Origin of the sequence: Specibacter sp. NPDC078692 (assembly GCF_040686835.1) — a bacterium.
GTDB lineage: Bacteria > Actinomycetota > Actinomycetes > Actinomycetales > Micrococcaceae > Specibacter.
The window spans coordinates 126,058-143,489 of record NZ_JBFBLV010000008.1 but is presented as its reverse complement, the minus strand read 5'-3'; the positions used below and the strand labels follow the sequence as shown (position 1 = coordinate 143,489).

Annotated in this window: 14 protein-coding genes and 1 tRNA gene; 10 read left to right on the top strand and 5 right to left on the bottom strand. The window is 60.9% G+C overall.

Annotation, left to right across the window (positions count from 1 at the left end; genetic code table 11):
• Nucleotides 1–53: 53 nt before the first annotated feature.
• Nucleotides 54–1,883, bottom strand: coding sequence for a phosphoenolpyruvate carboxykinase (GTP) (locus AB0O97_RS08325; protein ID WP_363881654.1), 1,830 nt, complete (start codon nucleotides 1,881–1,883; stop codon nucleotides 54–56).
• 289 nt (nucleotides 1,884–2,172) lie between these two features.
• Between AB0O97_RS08325 and AB0O97_RS08320 the strand changes: the two genes are divergently transcribed.
• Nucleotides 2,173–2,245: transfer RNA gene (locus AB0O97_RS08320), tRNA-Arg, on the top strand.
• A 233-nt stretch (nucleotides 2,246–2,478) separates the two neighbouring features.
• Here AB0O97_RS08320 and AB0O97_RS08315 read toward each other — a convergent pair.
• The 3 genes from AB0O97_RS08315 to AB0O97_RS08305 form a co-directional block, all read right to left on the bottom strand.
• Nucleotides 2,479–3,249, bottom strand: coding sequence for an alpha/beta hydrolase (locus AB0O97_RS08315; RefSeq protein WP_363881653.1), 771 nt, complete (start codon nucleotides 3,247–3,249; stop codon nucleotides 2,479–2,481).
• Nucleotides 3,246–3,983, bottom strand: a complete 738-nt coding sequence (locus AB0O97_RS08310) for an alpha/beta hydrolase (RefSeq protein ID WP_363881651.1) — start codon at nucleotides 3,981–3,983, stop codon at nucleotides 3,246–3,248. The genes AB0O97_RS08315 and AB0O97_RS08310 overlap by 4 nt, the downstream gene beginning before the upstream one ends.
• 93 nt (nucleotides 3,984–4,076) lie before the next feature.
• On the bottom strand, nucleotides 4,077–4,808 hold the full coding sequence (locus AB0O97_RS08305; protein WP_363881650.1) for a FadR/GntR family transcriptional regulator: 732 nt from the start codon (nucleotides 4,806–4,808) through the stop codon (nucleotides 4,077–4,079).
• A 383-nt stretch (nucleotides 4,809–5,191) separates the two neighbouring features.
• Here AB0O97_RS08305 and AB0O97_RS08300 point away from each other — a divergent pair, with 383 nt between their 5' ends.
• The 9 genes from AB0O97_RS08300 (at nucleotide 5,192) to AB0O97_RS08260 (ending at nucleotide 16,761) form a co-directional block, all read left to right on the top strand.
• Nucleotides 5,192–6,814 carry an ABC transporter substrate-binding protein gene (locus tag AB0O97_RS08300; RefSeq protein ID WP_363841584.1) on the top strand — a complete coding sequence of 541 codons (1,623 nt, stop codon included), beginning with the start codon at nucleotides 5,192–5,194 and terminating at the stop codon, nucleotides 6,812–6,814.
• Nucleotides 6,815–6,951: 137 nt separating this feature from the next.
• The gene (locus AB0O97_RS08295) at nucleotides 6,952–7,908 is read left to right on the top strand and encodes an ABC transporter permease (RefSeq protein ID WP_363881648.1); all 957 of its coding nucleotides are present in this window, start codon (nucleotides 6,952–6,954) and stop codon (nucleotides 7,906–7,908) included.
• A gap of 3 nt (nucleotides 7,909–7,911) precedes the next feature.
• Complete coding sequence (locus tag AB0O97_RS08290) at nucleotides 7,912–9,951, top strand: dipeptide/oligopeptide/nickel ABC transporter permease/ATP-binding protein (RefSeq protein ID WP_363881646.1); 2,040 nt, start codon at nucleotides 7,912–7,914, stop codon at nucleotides 9,949–9,951.
• Nucleotides 9,948–10,775: an ATP-binding cassette domain-containing protein gene (locus tag AB0O97_RS08285; RefSeq protein ID WP_363881644.1), complete on the top strand. Its 828-nt coding sequence runs from the start codon at nucleotides 9,948–9,950 to the stop codon at nucleotides 10,773–10,775. Before AB0O97_RS08290 ends, AB0O97_RS08285 begins: the two co-directional genes overlap by 4 nt.
• A 37-nt stretch (nucleotides 10,776–10,812) precedes the next feature.
• The gene (locus AB0O97_RS08280; protein WP_363881642.1) at nucleotides 10,813–11,742 is read left to right on the top strand and encodes a dihydrodipicolinate synthase family protein; all 930 of its coding nucleotides are present in this window, start codon (nucleotides 10,813–10,815) and stop codon (nucleotides 11,740–11,742) included.
• Nucleotides 11,743–11,877: 135 nt separating this feature from the next.
• Entirely contained in the window at nucleotides 11,878–12,810 is a 933-nt protein-coding gene (locus AB0O97_RS08275; protein ID WP_363881640.1) for an ROK family protein, read from the top strand.
• A gap of 31 nt (nucleotides 12,811–12,841) precedes the next feature.
• Complete coding sequence (locus tag AB0O97_RS08270; RefSeq protein WP_363841602.1) at nucleotides 12,842–13,528, top strand: N-acetylmannosamine-6-phosphate 2-epimerase; 687 nt, start codon at nucleotides 12,842–12,844, stop codon at nucleotides 13,526–13,528.
• 231 nt (nucleotides 13,529–13,759) lie between these two features.
• Nucleotides 13,760–14,728 (top strand): ABC transporter ATP-binding protein, encoded by a 969-nt coding sequence (locus AB0O97_RS08265; protein WP_363881638.1) that lies wholly within the window; start codon nucleotides 13,760–13,762, stop codon nucleotides 14,726–14,728.
• Nucleotides 14,725–16,761, top strand: a complete 2,037-nt coding sequence (locus AB0O97_RS08260) for a YhgE/Pip domain-containing protein (protein WP_363881636.1) — start codon at nucleotides 14,725–14,727, stop codon at nucleotides 16,759–16,761. The genes AB0O97_RS08265 and AB0O97_RS08260 overlap by 4 nt, the downstream gene beginning before the upstream one ends.
• A 57-nt stretch (nucleotides 16,762–16,818) precedes the next feature.
• Here AB0O97_RS08260 and AB0O97_RS08255 read toward each other — a convergent pair whose 3' ends face one another.
• Nucleotides 16,819–17,343 carry a histidine phosphatase family protein gene (locus AB0O97_RS08255; protein WP_363841610.1) on the bottom strand — a complete coding sequence of 175 codons (525 nt, stop codon included), beginning with the start codon at nucleotides 17,341–17,343 and terminating at the stop codon, nucleotides 16,819–16,821.
• Between the last annotated feature and the right edge of the window lie 89 nt (nucleotides 17,344–17,432).

The following is a 17,432-nucleotide window of genomic DNA, read 5'->3' as shown; positions in this document are numbered from 1 at the left end:
AAATGCGCCCCGTAGACAGGGCGCATTTATGGGGGACGGGCGCATTTTTTCCGTTAAGCGGCGAAGCGTTCCTTCAGGCTGCTGAGTTCAGCGGAGAGCTCAGCCGGGAGGGAGTCGCCGAAGCGGCTGTACCACTCGTCAATGCCCTTGAGCTCAGCGTCCCATTCAGCCGGAACCACCCTCAGCGCTTCCTTCAAGTCCGATTCCGTAACGTCCAAGCCATCGATGTCGATCGCCTCGGGGGTCGGGATGAAGCCGATGGGTGTTTCCACGGCGTCGGCCTTGCCCTCGATACGCTCAATGGCCCACTTAAGGACGCGGCTGTTCTCTCCGAACCCGGGCCATGCGAAACCGCCCGTTTCTGTGCGGCGGAACCAGTTGACCAAGAAGATCTTGGGCAGCCGAGCCTGGTTGGCCTTCGCTGAGAGGCTGATCCAGTGGTTGAGGTAGTCGCCGGCGTCGTAGCCGATGAAGGGCAGCATGGCCATGGGGTCGCGGCGCACTACGCCGACGGCGCCCGTAGCGGCAGCGGTGGTTTCCGAGGAAAGGGTCGATCCCATGAAGATGCCGTGGGTCCAGTCACGAGCTTCGGTAACCAAGGGGATGGTCGTCTTGCGGCGACCGCCAAAGAGGATGGCATTGATTTCAACACCTTCGGGGCTGAAGTAGTCCTTGGATAACATGTCGACCTGATCGATCGGGGTGGCGAAGCGGGAGTTGGGGTGCGCGGCGGTGCGGCCGGAATCCGGCGTCCAGTCATTCCCCTGCCAATCCGTCAGGTGAGCGGGCACCTCGGTGGTCATGCCCTCCCACCAAACGCCGCCGTCGTCAGTCAGAGCCACATTGGTGAAGATGGAGTTGCCCTTGACGATCGCAGCCATGGCGTTGGGGTTGGTGGCCCAGCCGGTGCCGGGAGCTACGCCGAACAGGCCAGCTTCCGGGTTCACTGCACGCAGCTCACCTTCCTTGCCAAAGCGCATCCAGTTGATGTCATCGCCCAAGGTCTCGGCCTTCCAGCCGGGGATGGTCGGTTCCAACAGGGCCAGGTTGGTCTTGCCACAGGCCGAGGGGAAAGCTGCAGCCACGTGGTAACTCTTCTGCTCTGGGCTGGTGAGCTTGAGGATTAGCATGTGCTCGGCGAGCCAGCCTTCGTCGCGGGCCATGACCGAGGCGATGCGCAGCGCGAGGCATTTCTTGCCCAACAGGGCGTTACCGCCGTAGCCGGAGCCAAAGGAGAAGATGGAGCGCTCTTCGGGGAAGTGCACAATCCACTTCTCGTCATTGCAGGGCCAAGCAACATCTTTTTCACCGTCAGCCAGCGGTGCCCCTACGGAGTGCAGCGCCGGCACGAAGAACGCGTTGGTGTCCTCGATCTTGCGCAAAACATCGGTGCCGATGGTGGCCATGATGCGCATGGAAGCCACCACGTAGGCGGAGTCGGTGATCTCCACGCCGAACTTGGGATCTTCAGCATCGATCGAGCCCATAACGAACGGGATGACGTACATGGTGCGACCGCGCATGCTGCCGGCGAACTTTTCATCCAGAATCGCCTTCATGGCGGCCGGGTCCATCCAGTTATTGGTGAAGCCGGCGTCGCGCTCCTTTTCGGAGCAGATGAAGGTGCGGTCCTCTACTCGGGCCACATCTTTGGGGTCCGAGAAGGCTGCGAAGGAATTGGGGAAGAGCTCCGGGTTCAGACGAGTGAAGGTACCCTCGTTTACCAAGTTGTCCGTCAACAGGGCATATTCCTGCGCAGACCCGTCTACCCAGCGGATGCTCTCCGGCAAGGTTAAAGCAGCAACCTCAGCTACCCAGGCGGCAAGGCCCTCGTGGGTAGTCATTGCCTGCTCAACGGATTCCTGCACTGGCGCGTTGCCCATCGTGTGTCCCTTCATTGGGTGGTAGGTGGTGTCTAAATGCTATGGCCCGTTTCTCGGCCCCCTTCGGCATCGGACATGGGATGTGCTCCCGAAGGCCACGGTTAGTTCCTTGTATTCTCGGGCTTTTCCAACTTTGTGATGCTTAGCAATTGTGAGCCACATCACCTATACCGGTCTAGTGGTGGGGAACACCGCGATTTACGGCCCTTCCGATTTGTACTCTCCGCCCAAGGTGGGTTAGAGTTATTCACGGCCCGAGGGTCAACAAAGAAACAAAGAAACAGAATATGCGTGCGTAGCTCAACGGATAGAGCATCTGACTACGGATCAGAAGGTTGGGGGTTCGAATCCCTTCGCGCGCACTTGATGAAAGAGTCCCAAGCTTCGGCTTGGGACTCTTTCGTTTAACCAAGCGTTTAATCATACGTGTGTGTGAAAGTCATACTTGTGTGCGAAAGCTGGGCTAGGGCGTATTGGAATACATCCAGACTGCAGCTCATGCGGTTTGGCGGCCCCACTGAATTCCAGACTGCAGCTGATGCGACAAATCGGCACGATCCATCGCATCAGCTGCAGTTTCAAACTCCGGAAGCGCTCAGCGTTCCCCCGAAATCTCCGCTACGGAGTGTAGGACAGCTTCCAGAACTGTTTCATCCTGCAAGGTCCGGAAGTGACCGGCCACCGGCAGCTCAATATTGACCGCGCCCGCCAAATAGCTCCCACTAGGGATATGCGGATCGAATTCCGGATAGATTGAGAAAACCTTGTGGTTCAGTGCCGTCTCGGCCTGCAGAGCCAGCAGCACGGCATCCACCGGAGAGAAATCGCGCAAGGTCCGTGACAGTTGATACCGGGCATAGGGCGAACCGGAGAATGGGGTTGCCACCGTCACCAGCCCCAGCACCTCCGCCGGGGAGGATGCGGCTGGGACTGGTGATCCGGCGTCGTGCTTCACAATGGCGTCAAGGGACAGCTCCGCATCAAGCATGACCCGCTTTCCAATCAGCCCGCCCTTGCTGTGCGCCACCAAAATGCACCCTGCGTCACAGTGAGCGTCACCGTGAGTGTCACCCAGCTGGGCGAGAAATTTGGTGACTAGAGCGGCGGAATCCGGCACGGACCGGCGGTTCAGCCCCAGACCTGGGACCGAAACCACACGATATCCCAAGGCGTTCAACCGGGAGGCGGCGGGCTCAAGGAACAGCCACCCCTCGTACACGCCGGGCAGCAGCACCACGAGCGGCAAACGGGGATCCCCGGCGCTATAACGGGCGGGAAGACTGGGGCGAAAGAGGGAGACCAGCTGCTGCCGGCCTGCGTACAGGTAGTCCAGCGCCCACCACCCCAGCTGCTGCGCGGAAATCATGCAGCGCCCACGTGCGCCACAATATATTCGGCCACGCACGCACCGTCCTTGACCATGGTTTCGTGGCCGCGGCCGGCAACCTCAACCATGGTGGCATCCGGGATCAACTCGGTGACTTCCTCGACCCAGCTCCGCGGGCAGATCCGATCGCGACTGCCCCGAATTACCAGTGTGTGCGCTTGAATATGAGGAAGGGTGTCTTCGATGGTGTGGGTCATCATGGTGCGAAGCTTCTTGACGAACCAGCGCGGCCCGGTTTTGGCATAGTTTTGGGCACCGACGGAAATGACGCTGGGGCTTTCGCCAAAAAGATCCTGCATCATGCGCCAGCTCTGCCTCCTAATGCTGCGTTCCAGGCGATTGACGGTGGGGGCCACGAGCACCAGTTCAGGGAACAGGTCCGGGCGCTGAGCGGCGGCTTCGGCAACGACCTGGGTGCCCATGGAATGGCCTACCAATACCGGTCTACCGAGATCTTCAACCTCGACGAACTCGATGAGCAGGGCACCCATTTGAGCCATGGTCATAGCGGCTTCAGGTTCGGCTGCGTCACCAAATCCTGGCAGGTCGATGGCAACCACCCGGCCATAGGATTCCAGCTCGGAGCTGAGCTGGGCAAAGTAGGAGATGCCCATACCAATGCCGTGGACCAGCAGAAAGGTACGGCCGGCCGCTTCATCGGTGTCGGTCGTGACGATTTCATGGTCGCCGAGGACAACTTTTCGTACACTCATGCATCACAGTATTACGTAAAGATGGGCCCACAACTGCGAGGGATCCAACTTAACAGACGCGCCGGCGGCGGTTAAGTTGGGAGCAGCTGGGGACTAATCGGACGCGACGAACTTCTGGATCTTCTTACGGATGCCGTCGAAGTGGCGGCTCAGCAGCTCAGCAGCACGCAGCCCGTCCTTGGCAGCAACGGCGTCGTAGATTGCCCGGTGTTCGCCCGCAGTATGGGCGAGGTCCAGCCCGCCGGTGCCAATTTCCACGTGGATCTTCCTATAAACCTTCCAGAAAACGCTCATGAGGTTCATCAGCAAATCATTGCCCAGCGGCTCGAACAGCAGACGATGGAACTCGGCGTCAGTCTCGGCAAAAGGCTCAGCTCGCGCGGCCAGCTCCTCCATTTTGACGACTGTGGCTTCAATGAGCAACAAGTGTTCGGGAGTGACCAGAGCGATGGAGGAGCTGATCAGACCGGATTCGAGGGCTTGGCGAATATCTACCAGCTGCAATGCTTCCAAACCCTCATGGCGCAGCGATAACCGGCCACGGAAGGTCAGACCATCGGCTAGAGCGTCAAAATTGCTGGGTGCCACAAACATGCCAAATCCGTGTCGGATCTCAATGACACCCAGGGCCTGCAGGACCTTCAACGATTCACGGAGGGTGTTACGGCCAACGCCGAGAACTTCACAGAGCTCGCTCTCGGTGGGCATCGGGTCACCTGCATCTAGGTCCCGGTCAAGGATGAGCTCCATAATGTCAGCTTGCAGGGCACGCAAACGCGCCTGTGCACTGAACCGGGCCTTTGGCACAATGGTTGAAATAGGCAACAAAACTCCTCAGAAACTAACGCTGCAGGGACTGACATTTATCACTTCGTTGGCGAAACTTTGGGGCAAATTCGCTCCTGCCGCCATCAAAATAAATCGTTGCAATAGTGCCATTTATGGGCCGTGCCGCCACCTACTCGCCCACGTGTTCCAGACCATAGGATATCGGATGTCCTGGTGCGCTCCTGTAATCTGACACACTACCGCCAAGCAGTTCAGTCAGCTGAACCACGAGAAATCAGCTAGCTCCTGGACTAGGCGCATTGATACCAAAATGAGATCTCAGAGCATTTGACCAACCCATGTGATCGCTATTACAGTTTCAGTATAAGCATCGGACGTCCTACATCCGATAACTATTAGATGAATGGTGAGTCAACAGAATGAGCAATACTCTTCAGAACCTGCCTGCGACCCCGGCATCGCGGCGCACCTTCCTCAAGGCCGCTGGCGTCCTTGGTGCAGCAACGGCCTTCACCGCCACCTTGGCCGCTTGCGGCTCATCCAACGACACCAACACCGGCACGGATTCCTCCGCGGCAGCCAACACGGATCTCAGCATCGAAGCTGGCATCTCTTACTCGCTGTCCACTGGATTTGACCCCATGAGCTCCTCGGGTGCAACCCCGATGGCCGCAAACCTGCACATCTTCGAAGGCTTGGTGGAACTCCACCCGGCAACGCGTGAGCCCTACAACGCTCTCGCCAAGGAAGATCCCAAGAAGATCGATGACCTCACCTACCAGGTGACCATCCGCGACGGCGTCAAGTTCCACGACGGCACCGCCGTCACCACCGAAGACGTTGCCTACTCCTTCGAGCGTGTGCTGGACCCGGCCAACAAGGCCTTGTTCGCACAGTTCATCTTCTTCATCGACAGCGTTAAGGCCATCGACGATAAGACCGTTGAGTTCAAGCTCAACACCGCATTCGCTGGTTTCGGCCCGCGTATCTCCGTGGTCAAGGTTGTTCCCAAGGCTGTTGCCTCAGCAGATCAGAAGGCCTTCGACGCCAAGCCCGTCGGTACCGGCCCCTACAAGTTCGTTTCAGCAGCCAAGGATGACAAGATCGTCTTCGCTCGCAACGACGACTACAACGGCCCGAAGCCGGCCCTGGCCAAGGACATGACCTGGTTCCTGCTCTCCGATGCTTCGGCACGCGTTACCGCCATGCAGTCCGGCCGTGTTCAGGCTATCGAGGACGTCCCCTACCTGGATGTTGACGCGCTCAAGAACAAGGTTGACGTTGAGTCGGTCCAGTCCTTCGGCCTCATGTTCCTCATGTTCAACCTCTCCAAGGCTCCCTTCGACAAGAAGGAAGTTCGCCAGGCACTGCACTACGCCCTGGACAAGGATGCGATCATCAAGACCGCACTCTTGGGCAACGCAGCCGCTGCAACTTCCTACTTCCAGGAAGGCAGCCCCAACTACCAGAAGGCTGCCACGGTCTACGGTTTCGACGCCGATAAGGCCAAGTCGATGCTCGAAGCTGCTGGCGTCAAGGACCTGAAGGTTACCTTGACCAGCACCGACACCGCCTGGGTCAAGGATGTCATCCCGCTCATCAAGAAGAACTGGGACGCCGTTGGTGTTGAGACCACGCTGGAGCCGCTGGCTTCGGCTGCTGTCTACGGTCCGGAGAAGGTTGGTGGCCTGAACTTCGACATCTTGGCTGCCCCCGGCGATCCCTCCGTCTTCGGCAACGACGCAGACATCCTGCTGAGCTGGTTCTACCGCGGCGATACCTGGGCCAAGAACCGCTTCGCCTGGAGCGATTCCGCAGAGTACAAGGAAGTTCAGACCAAGCTGGATGCAGCCCTCGCCGCTTCCGAGGCTGACGCCAAGAAGCTCTACAGCGAGATCATCAACATTGTCGCCGAAGAAGCGCCGCTGTACCCGATCTTCCACCGCAAGCTGCCCACAGCTTGGGACTCCAAGAAGCTCACCGGCTTCCAGCCGCTGCCGACCACCGGCATCTCCTTCATCGGGGTCGGCCGCACGGCCTAGCAAGACCGTTTCAACACAGACCAGAGGGGCTGTGGCCGCTCCTTGGCCACGGCCCCTCTGGTCTGAAACCATTTATCCTATGACGCAGCCCACAGTCCCCCTTCTGTGCTGTTGCAAATAGAACCGGAGTAAGTACATTGGCAAACTTTTTGCGACTGCTGGGACGCCGGCTCGCAGCACTACCGTTGATGATCCTGGGTGTAACCCTGCTCGTCTTCGTGGTGCTGCAGTTCGCTCCTGGCGACCGTGCCGTAGCAGCCTTGGGCGAAGGCGCCTCAAAAGAGGCCCTCGACCAATACCGTGAGGTCAACGGACTAAACGATCCCCTCTTCATTCAATACTTTAATTATCTCGGCAAGCTCATTACGGGCGATTTTGGCACCACGCTGCCTCCGGCCAAGCCCATCACCGAAGTGATTGCCAGCGCCTTCCCCGTCACCTTGCAGCTGACCTTCTTGGGCGTTCTGATCGCCGTCGTCATCTCGCTGCTATTCGGTGTCCTCGCAGCCCTGTACCGCGACACCTGGGTAGATCAAGCTATCCGCGTTTTCTCAGTCGCCGCCATCGCCACCCCATCCTTCTGGTTGGGCATCTTGCTGATCCAGTGGTTCGCGCTCGGCGACAACTCCTGGTTCCCCTCCGGCGGCCTCGCCAACCCCGACGACGGGTTCATCGGCTGGCTGAGTTCCATGTCACTGCCAGCACTGGCCCTCGCTATTCCCGTTTCGGCATCCCTGATCCGTGTGGTGCGTACCTCCATGGTTGAGGAACTAGACCGCGATTACGTCCGCACCGCGATCGGCAACGGCGTCCCCTACCGGACCGTTGTCTCTCAGAACGTGCTCCGCAACGCCCTTGTCACCCCGGTGACCGTGCTGGGTCTGCGCATTGGCTACCTACTCGGTGGCGCCGTCGTGATTGAAATGATCTTCTCCCTGCCCGGCATGGGACAGCAGATCCTCAACGGCATCACCAGCGTGGACACCAACCTGGTCCAGGGCGTTGTTCTGGTCATCGCCATAACCTTCGTCATCGTCAACATCCTGGTGGACCTGCTTTACCTGCTCATCAACCCCCGAATCAGGACGGTCTAAGTCATGCGTAGCAAACTAGCCGAACGGCTCAGCGCGCCAGGCCTGCGCTTCAAGGCCCTGACCTTTGGTTCCAAACTGGCGTTGCTTTTTCTGGTCTTCATTGCCCTCGTCGCCATCTTGGCACCCTTCATTGCCCCGCATGATCCGCTGGAGACCGGCGATCCTGCCCAGGCCCCCAGCAGCATTCACTGGTTTGGTACCGACCGCATTGGCCGCGACGTACTCTCTCGTCTGATGTACGGTGCCCAGGCCTCGCTGATGATCGGCCTTGGCTCTGTGGCATTGGCCATCATTCTCGGCGCTACTTTGGGTGCCTTGGCGGCGACCTCTTCCAAGGCCGTCAACGAAATCATCATGCGCATCATGGACATCTTGATGGCGTTCCCGGGAATCGCCCTGGCCGCCGTGCTGCTGACCTCTTTTGGCAACTCGGTCCCCACCATCATTTTGTCGATCGCCATCATTTACACCCCGCAGCTAGCCCGCGTGGTCCGCGCCAACGTCCTCTCCCAGTACGGCGAAGACTATGTTCGTGCCGAGCGCGTGATTGGTGCAGGCCGCGCCTACATCATGCTCAAGCACATTGTGCGCAACACTGCCGCCCCCGTCCTGGTGTTCGCCACGGTCATGGTGGCCGACGCCATCATCCTTGAAGCCTCACTGTCCTTCCTTGGCGCTGGCATCCAGGATCCCGATCCCAGCTGGGGTAACGTCATCTCCTACGGCCGCAACCTGGTCCTCTCCGGCGGCTGGTGGGCAACCACCTTTGCCGGTCTGGTCATCCTGTTGACAGTACTGTCGCTGAACATTCTGGCTGAGGGCCTCACCGATGCCATGGTGAACCCGCGCATCAAGAAGGCTGCTCCGGTGAAGGACGACGACGGTTCGGCAGCTGCCGCTCTGGCCCTCGCCAAGGCTGATGCTGCTGCGCGCGCAGTGATTGAGAACCCCTTCGCTGCACTGGATGCCGAATTGCTTCGCCTGCAGGCTGTGGAACTGTCCCGCTCGGACCGTCTCCCGCAGGTTGGTTCCGAAGCTCGCGTGATCCTTGAAGTGAAGAACCTCTCGATCCGCTTCCCCGGCCGTTTTGACCGCACCGCCATTGTGGACAACGTCTCCTTCACCGTGCGCGAAGGCGAAACGATGGGTTTGGTGGGCGAGTCCGGTTGCGGCAAGTCCATCACCTCCCTCGCCATCATGGGCTTGTTGCCCAAGACCGCCGAGGTCACCGGTTCCATCAAGTTTGATGGCAAGGAACTTCTTGATCCTGCGACTAAGCACAGCTCAGCCAAGGCCTACGAAGGTTTGCGCGGCGAGCAGATCGCCATGGTCTACCAGGATGCGTTGAGTTCCCTCAACCCGTCCATGCTGATCAAGGATCAGATGTTGCAGCTCACCAAGCGCAACGGCCGCAAGACCCCGGCAGAACTGCTGGAATTGGTCAAGCTTGATCCGGTCCGTACGCTCAAGAGCTACCCGCATGAGCTTTCCGGTGGTCAGCGTCAGCGCGTGCTGATCGCCATGGCGCTGTCCCGCTCGCCCAAGATTGTGGTTGCCGATGAGCCCACCACCGCTTTGGATGTCACTGTTCAGAAGCAGGTTGTTGATCTGTTGAACGAACTGCGCGAACAGCTCGGTTTCGCCATGGTGTTCGTCAGCCACGACCTTGCCTTGGTCGCTTCGCTGGCGCACAAGATCACCGTCATGTACGCCGGCCAGGTGGTTGAATCCGGTCAGGCGTCGGAGCTGCTGGCACACCCCACCCACGAATACACCCGTGGCCTGTTGGGCGCTGTACTCTCCATCGAGTCCGACGCCGCACGGTTGCATCAGATCCCCGGCACGGTTCCCTCACCGCGCGAGTTTGCCACCGGCGATCGTTTTGCCGGCCGTTCCCAGCGTCCCGACGCTGACCCAGCCCAAAAGCTGTCCTTTGTTCCTGTTGTCCGCGACGGCCAGACGATCGACCACTTCTGGGCCAGCCACAAGCTCGAAGATGCCACAGCGGTTTCCGCTGGGGCAGATACGGAAGGTGCCTCATGAGCAAGCTAGAAGCAGGAACAGCCGTTAGCGGCAAGACCCCTGTCATTGAGCTGAAGGACCTACACGTCCACCACCGGACCCGTTCCGGCAGCCTGTTCAAGCCCAGCTATGTCAAGGCCGTCAATGGTGTGGACTTCTCTATCAGCCGCGGTGAAACCGTGGGCATTGTGGGTGAGTCCGGCTGCGGCAAATCAACGTTGGCCTCCGTGCTGGTGGGTTTGCAGACCCCAACCTCCGGCCAGGTGCTCTTCCATGGCAAGCCAGCCATCAAGCGCAATGCCGCCATGCGTAAGGAGTTCGGTCGCTCGGTTTCTGTGGTCTTCCAGGACCCCTCAACCGCGCTGAACCCGCGCATGACTATCCAGGACATCCTGGTTGACCCACTGGCCATTCACGGCATTGGCAACGGCGCATCCCGCCTGGCCAAGGTCGCTGAGCTGCTCTCGCTGGTTGGCTTGCCGCAGTCGGCAGCCGAGGTGACGCCGTCGCAGGTTTCCGGCGGACAGCGTCAGCGTGTGGCAATTGCCCGCGCGCTGGCCTTGGACCCGGACATCATCGTGGCTGACGAACCCACCTCCGCGCTGGACGTTTCCGTCCGCGCGCAGGTATTGAACTTGCTCTCGGATCTGAAGCGCGAACTGAACCTGGGCATGGTTTTCATCAGCCATGACATCCAGACGGTCCGCTACGTTTCCGACCGCATTGCAGTCATGTACTACGGGAAAATTGTGGAAGAGGGCTCCGCGGAGCAGATCTTCGACAACCCCAGCAATGACTACACCAAGAAGCTCCTCGGCGCAGCGCCGTCACTTCTTCACATCTAATTTTTCACTCAATCAATACAATTTTGGAGCAATTCACGTGACTACCGTCGCTACCCGTTTCCAGGGCGTTATCCCTCCCGTCTGCACCCCCCGCACAGCTGATGGCGCCATTGACGTCCCCTCGCTGGAAAACCTCACCCGCCACCTGCTCGACGGCGGCGTGACCGGCCTGTTCGTCAACGGTTCCTCCGGCGAAGTGACCCACCTGACCAACACCGAGCGCGACACCGTACTGACCACCATTGCAGGGGTCAATGCCGGGCAGGTCCCTCTCTTGGTCGGTGCTGTTGAGCAGACCACCAACCGCGTGGTTGAAGAAGCACAGCGCATGGTTTCCCTGGGCGCCGACGGCATCGTGGCCACCAGCCAGTACTACGCCATCAGCAACGCCGAAGAGACCGGCCGCCACATCCGCACCGTGGCAGCCTCCGTTGACGTTCCGTTGTTCGTCTACGACGTGCCGGTTCGCACCCACTTCAAGATGCCCACAGACCTGCTCTTGGAGCTGGGCCGCGAAGGCGTCATCGCCGGTGTCAAGGATTCCTCCGGTGACGATGTTTCCTTCCGCCAGCTGCTCATCGGCGCCAAGGACATCCCGAACTTCGACATCTTCACCGGCCACGAAGTGGTTGTTGACGGTGCGCTGCTGGGCGGCGCCCAGGGCGTTGTCCCGGGTCTGGGTAACGTTGACCCGAAGGCTTACCGCCGCCTGTACGATCTCTCCGTCGCTGGCGACTGGGCCGGTGCCGCTGCTGAGCAGGACCGTATTGCCGACGTCTTCAACATCGTCTACACCCCGAAGCCCGGCCGCGTATCCGGCAACGCAGCAGGTCTGGGCGCGTTCAAGACCGCGTTGGTCCTCATGGGCATCATCAAGACCAACGTCATGAGCGCTCCGATGCTCGTGCTGGATGAAGATGAGACCGCAGCCATCAAGGTCATCCTTGAGCGCACGGGTCTGATCTAGTCCCCACGCCCTCCCCGGCCGAATCTGCTGGCGCGAATTCGTATCGGGGCCCCTCGGGCGTGTGGGCCCAATCGCGGGCCCACACGCCCGAGGGGCATTCTTTTTTGCCTGATTTAGAACTTTGAAGGATCTTTCATGCGGTACGTAGTTGGTGTTGACCTTGGCGGAACCAAAACCGCTGCCGGAGTGGTGGCAGCGGACGGTTCGGTGTTGCTCACGGAGCAAATCCCCACCCTAAACCGCGATGGCGGCGAGGCCATTCTCGATGCCACAGCAGCCTTGATCGCCTCACTCATTGAACGCGCCGCAGCGGTGGGTGCCATCGTGGAGGCCGTGGGCGTTGGCTCTGCCGGTGTCATCAATGCCGCCGAAGGAACCGTGATCTCAGCCACCGACGCCATAGTGGGGTGGACCGGAACGGCGATCACCGCAGGACTGACGGCGAGGCTGGGTCTGCCGTCCGCCGTCGTCAATGACGTCCATGCCCATGCGCTCGGTGAGGCCTGGCACGGTGCGGGCAAGGGTGCGAGCACTGCCCTCATGGTGGCTTTTGGTACAGGCGTGGGCGGCAGTTTTGTCATCAACGGCCAGCCAGTGCTCGGCGCCCACTTTGTGGGTGGCCATGTGGGGCATTTTGCTTCGCCGCTAGCCATACACGGTGGTACTGCGCTGCCGTGCTCCTGTGGCCACGAAGGCCATGTGGAAGCGATCGCCTCCGGGCCCGCCATCCACGCGGCCTACCTGCGCAACGGTGGCAGTGCCTCTTTGCCTGACACCCGTGCAGTGTTTGACTCGGCTCGGGCCGGTGACGATCTGGCCCTGTCCGTGATCGCCATTGCTGCCGCGGCGGCGGGCCAGGCAGTGGGTGGACTGATAAATATTCTGGACCCTGCCGTGGTGGTAGTGTCCGGAGGATTGGCCGATGCCGGCGAACTGTGGTGGGATGCCATGGAGGCGGCACTGCGTGCTGAGCTGCTGGCACCCCTCGCCGCTGTGCCGGTGGTGCGGGCCAGCCTGGGAAATACGGCCGCCATTGTGGGCGCAGCTTCCTTAGTCCTAGATCACTAAATACGTTTTCCCTTTTTCCTAGGAGTCACTCATGACACTGAAAATGACCAACTTTGATGCGCTTGCAGGACAGCTTGTGGTGTCCGCACAGGCTTACCCGGGCGAGGCCATGCGCGATCCCCGCACCATGGCCCAGATTGCCGCCTCGGCTGTAATAGGCGGTGCTGCCGCCATTCGTGTCCAGGGCATTGCGGACATCCAGTTCGCCCGCGCGGCTGTGGAAGTTCCCGTGATCGGGCTGTGGAAAGACGGGCACGACGGCGTTTTCATCACCCCCACGCTGCGCCACGCACTCGCCTGTGCCAGCGCCGGAGCTCACATTGTCGCCATCGACGGCACCCGCCGCCCACGCCCGGACGGCCTCACGTTGGCCGAAACCATTGCCGGCGTGCACGCCGGCTCCAATTCCTTGGTCATGGCTGACTGTGGTTCCTTCGACGACGCCGTTGCCGCCGTCGAGGCCGGTGCGGACTTGATCGGCACCACCTTGGCCGGCTATTCGGGCGAACGCCCCAAGACCGACGGGCCGGACTTGGAACTCATCGCCGAGATCGCCGCCGCAAACTTGGGCAAGCCGCTCATCGCCGAGGGCCGCATTCACTCCCCCGCCCAAGCACGCGCAGCTCTCGACGCTGGCGCTTTCGCCGTGGTTGTTGGCACCGCCATCACGCACCCCTCCACCATCACCAGCTGGTTCAAGGCTGCTCTGGACGCCTAGGCGTCCGTTCCGCTACCCTGCACGAGCGAATTGCACCCAACAGGACCGGACCGCATCGGGCTTCGCTTCACCGAACAGGACCGGACCGCATCCACTGCCCACTCGATTGTTTTTGGACCGTCGGCACGGAAGAGTATGGATATGTGAGGATGAGCCTCACTAGCTTTCTTTGTACTGACCAGTCGGATCTGGTAATTTGTCCCAGTCAGCCCCGCTTCGAAGGAGCGCTCCATGCTCACTGCCCATCAGTTACACGTTGCAGGGAGGCGCCACACCCTGTTGCCCGCCACCACCGCGCAGGCGCAGCGCGGCGAGCTCTTGCTGATTCAGGCCGACGGGCAGGAACGCCGTACGGCTCTGGCCCTGACGCTGTCCGGCCGCATGAAACCCTCGAGTGGCTCTGTGGTGCTGGGCCACGATTCCTCCATGGCATCTCTTCGCCGCCGCAGCGCACTGGTCGATTCACCGAATGTCAATGCCCCTGAACATCACCTCACCGCCCGGTCCCTGACCTCAGAGGATCTGGCCTTGGTGCCGCTGAAGTTCCGCGACCGCACCCGCCCCACGGCATGGCTTGTCAAACATGGCTTCCGTGACGTCCTGGACCAGTGGATCGAGGAGTTGAAACCCGATCGGCTCTTGCATCTCCAACTGGAACTGGCCTTAGCTAACCGCGATGTGGATCTGCTGGTCATTGATTCCCCCGACCGACACACGGCAGATGTTTCCGCCTGGCTACCCCTCTTGGAAGCCGCTGCGGCTGGTGAACTGGGCCGCGGCCCCGAGGCTCACACCGAGTCCCCGCCGCGCCCGTTGCTCGTGATTGGAGTGGTGGGCCGCCTCCCGGATGAGTGGGACGGAACGGCCGCTGTCGCAGGCAATGCCGTCTCCCACGTGCCTATAGAACAAGCAGCCACAGAGCAGGAACTTTCAAAGAACGACGCCGATCATCCTCCTGCCGCCGCTCCCGACGCAACCGGCGAGCCCAAAGAGGACACTGGCGCCACGCACGAAGTGGACGCGCCGGAAGAGGCCGCACCGGCAGAAACAGAAGTCGAGCCGCAGCCGGAAGCGGCAGGTGAGCGATCCGACGTCGACCATCAGGACACGGAGAAACTCATGACGGCGCCCTCGGCACCAGACCCCGAACCCACCGCCACGAACGCCCCAGACGAGACCACCCCGGAGGAAAAGCCATGACAGTGTTCCGCCTGGCCCTATCCGAACTCAAGCGCATGACCGGCGGGATCCTGCCGAAGCTGACCATTGTTGCCCTGGTCATGGTGCCGCTGCTCTACGGAGCCGTTTATCTGTACGCGAATTGGGATCCGTACGGCAACCTCGATCAGCTCAAGGCAGCCGTGGTGGTTCAGGACGAGGGAGCGACCACCAAGGATGGCAAGGAGCTGACGGCTGGTCAGGATGTCGCGGATTCACTCGTGGAGGGGCGCAAGTTCGATTGGCAGCTCGTGAACACCGTTGAGGAAGCCCAGAGCGGGGTCCGGAGCGGGGAATTCGCATTCGCGCTGACCATTCCTAAAGATTTCTCGGCAAATCTGGCCTCGCCGGAGAATTTTGATTCGGCCACCCAAGCCATGATGAGCGTGACCACCAATGATGCCAATAACTATCTGCTGACCTCGATCGTGGATAAGGTGGCCACCCAGGTCCATGACTCAGTGGCGCAGCAGGTGGGTGAGCAGACCGCCAATTCGCTGCTGACCGGGTACGGCACCATTCACGCCCAACTGGTCAAGGCGGCCGACGGCGCGAAACAGTTAGCCGATGGCGCCGCAACACTTGACACCGGGGTTGGGACGCTGAAAACCGGCAGTTCTGATCTGCTGAAGGGTGCGGATTCGCTCGTGGCCGGGCAGACTCAGCTTGTCACCGGCGCCAAGAAGCTGCAGGTTGGCGCTGTCGCACTGGAGAAGGGCTTGGGCCAGCTCGAGACTCAAACGGCCACCTTGCCTGATGACACCAAGGCCCTCTCCGATGGGGCTGCCGCCGTCGCTGCCGGAAACGCTACCCTGAACACGAAGGTTCAGAACGCCGCAGGGACCGCCGGGAAGCTTGATGGCGCGGTCACCGCAGCCATCAATGACAAGCTCGCGCAGCTCGTCAACGATGGGGTTATCAGTGCCGAGCAGTCCACTAAAATCACCGATTCGTTGAAGGCAACTGCCGCGAGCCCGTCCATCACCGAGCTCAAGGATCAGCTCGCCGCCGATGCTGCTGACATTCAGAAACTGGCGACCGGGTCTGCCGATGTGGCTGCTGGCGCATCGAAGCTGGCAGCTGCCACGCCGAACCTGACTGCGGCGATTTCACAGGCTAAGTCCGGCTCCAGTGAGCTCGCCACGGGCGCGGGGACGCTTGCTGACGGTCAAAGCACTGCGCTGGACGGGGCCACCCAGTTGGCTGCCGGTGCCACGAAGCTCGACACCGGTGTTGCTGATTTGAAAGCCGGCTCCAGCAAACTCTCCACAGGAGCCAGCGAGCTCGCCACGCAGCTGCGCAACGGTGCGGGGTCCGTTCCAGATCCCAATGACAAAGAGAAGCAAAACGCGGCAGGCGTCATCGCCGATCCCATCCGCGTCGATTCGGTCTCTCAAGCGCAGGCCTCCAACTACGGGTCTGGCTTGGCACCTTTCTTCTTGGTTCTGGCACTGTGGATCGGGGCGTTCATGCTGGTTCAGGCCATGCGACCGCTAACGGTCCGGGCCCTGGCTTCCAACGCTCCCGCCTGGAAGATTGCGCTGGGTGGCTGGTTGCCGTTCGCCGCCGTTTCCACGGCACAAGCCCTGCTGCTCTACGCGGTAGTGAAGTTTGGTCTAGGCCTGGAACCGAGCCACCCGTGGCTAACGTTGGGGTTGCTGCTGCTCGCTTCCCTTGCGTTCACGGCCCTCATTCAGGGCATTGTGGCGCTCATGGGCACACCCGGGAAGTTTGTGGTGTTGATCTTGCTGGTGCTTCAGCTGGTCTCCTCTGGCGGTACTTTCCCTTGGCAGACCACACCGGAACCGCTGCACATCATGCACCAGATCCTGCCCATGGGGCATGTGGTTGAGGGCATGCGTCACCTGATTTACGGCGCCGACCTCGCCCCGCTGCTGCCCATAGTGCTCGGGCTACTTGGCTACATGGTGCTGGGTTTGCTGCTGGCTTGGGCCGCTGTCAACAAGAAAAAGACGTGGACCCTCAAGACGCTGATGCCGGAGATCGAAGCCTAAGCCCGCTCTGCGCCCAGCCCTCCCTGTGGGCGGGGCACTCCCTGGCGGAGCCCGGGGCTACGGGCGGGGCACCACAAAGTTCTGCAGCAGGGCGTCCTGCCCGTCGAGGGTGGCCCAGTCGCTGCTGTGCTCGAACACAGCAAAGGCGCTCGTGGGGAACCCTGACGCCAGATCCATATAGGCGTCCTGATCCGAATCACGCGAGGCCAACCGCAGCGCCAGCGACTGCACCCCCGGCATATGCGTGATCACCAGCAACGTCCTGACGGTCTCCGGAACATGATTGATGACCGAGAGCATCGAGGTCGCCCCCGCGAGATACAGCGCCTGCTCCAGTTTGGGAGTGGGCGCCTCATCGGCCAGCTGCTGGCACACCCAGGTGCACGTTTGCCGGGTCCGCAGCGCCGATGAGACGAGGATGAAATCGGGCACCACACCGTTGTCCACCATCCATTTGCCGGCCAGCGGCGCCTCGTTGTGGCCGCGCTGGGCCAGGGGCCGGTCATGGTCTTCCACGTTCAGCGGAAAGGCTGCCTTGGCATGGCGCATCAGGATCAGGCGTTTAATGTGGTGTTCGCTCATTCCCTCAGTTTAGTGACAGTTAAAGCAGTACGACGGCGCCCGCCTCACCTGGGTGAGCCGAACGCCGTCGAACTCGGGCCCACACATCC

Bases quoted from the DNA above. Each gene is read 5' to 3' on its own strand.
- AB0O97_RS08325 (WP_363881654.1), bottom strand. From the start codon at position 1,883: ATGGGCAACGCGCCAGTGCAGGAATCCGTTGAGCAGGCAATGACTACC.
- AB0O97_RS08315 (WP_363881653.1), bottom strand. From the start codon at position 3,249: ATGATTTCCGCGCAGCAGCTGGGGTGGTGGGCGCTGGACTACCTGTAC.
- AB0O97_RS08310 (WP_363881651.1), bottom strand. From the start codon at position 3,983: ATGAGTGTACGAAAAGTTGTCCTCGGCGACCATGAAATCGTCACGACC.
- AB0O97_RS08300 (WP_363841584.1), top strand. From the start codon at position 5,192: ATGAGCAATACTCTTCAGAACCTGCCTGCGACCCCGGCATCGCGGCGC.
- AB0O97_RS08290 (WP_363881646.1), top strand. From the start codon at position 7,912: ATGCGTAGCAAACTAGCCGAACGGCTCAGCGCGCCAGGCCTGCGCTTC.
- AB0O97_RS08285 (WP_363881644.1), top strand. From the start codon at position 9,948: ATGAGCAAGCTAGAAGCAGGAACAGCCGTTAGCGGCAAGACCCCTGTC.
- AB0O97_RS08275 (WP_363881640.1), top strand. From the start codon at position 11,878: ATGCGGTACGTAGTTGGTGTTGACCTTGGCGGAACCAAAACCGCTGCC.
- AB0O97_RS08270 (WP_363841602.1), top strand. From the start codon at position 12,842: ATGACACTGAAAATGACCAACTTTGATGCGCTTGCAGGACAGCTTGTG.
- AB0O97_RS08265 (WP_363881638.1), top strand. From the start codon at position 13,760: ATGCTCACTGCCCATCAGTTACACGTTGCAGGGAGGCGCCACACCCTG.
- AB0O97_RS08260 (WP_363881636.1), top strand. From the start codon at position 14,725: ATGACAGTGTTCCGCCTGGCCCTATCCGAACTCAAGCGCATGACCGGC.
- AB0O97_RS08255 (WP_363841610.1), bottom strand. From the start codon at position 17,343: ATGAGCGAACACCACATTAAACGCCTGATCCTGATGCGCCATGCCAAG.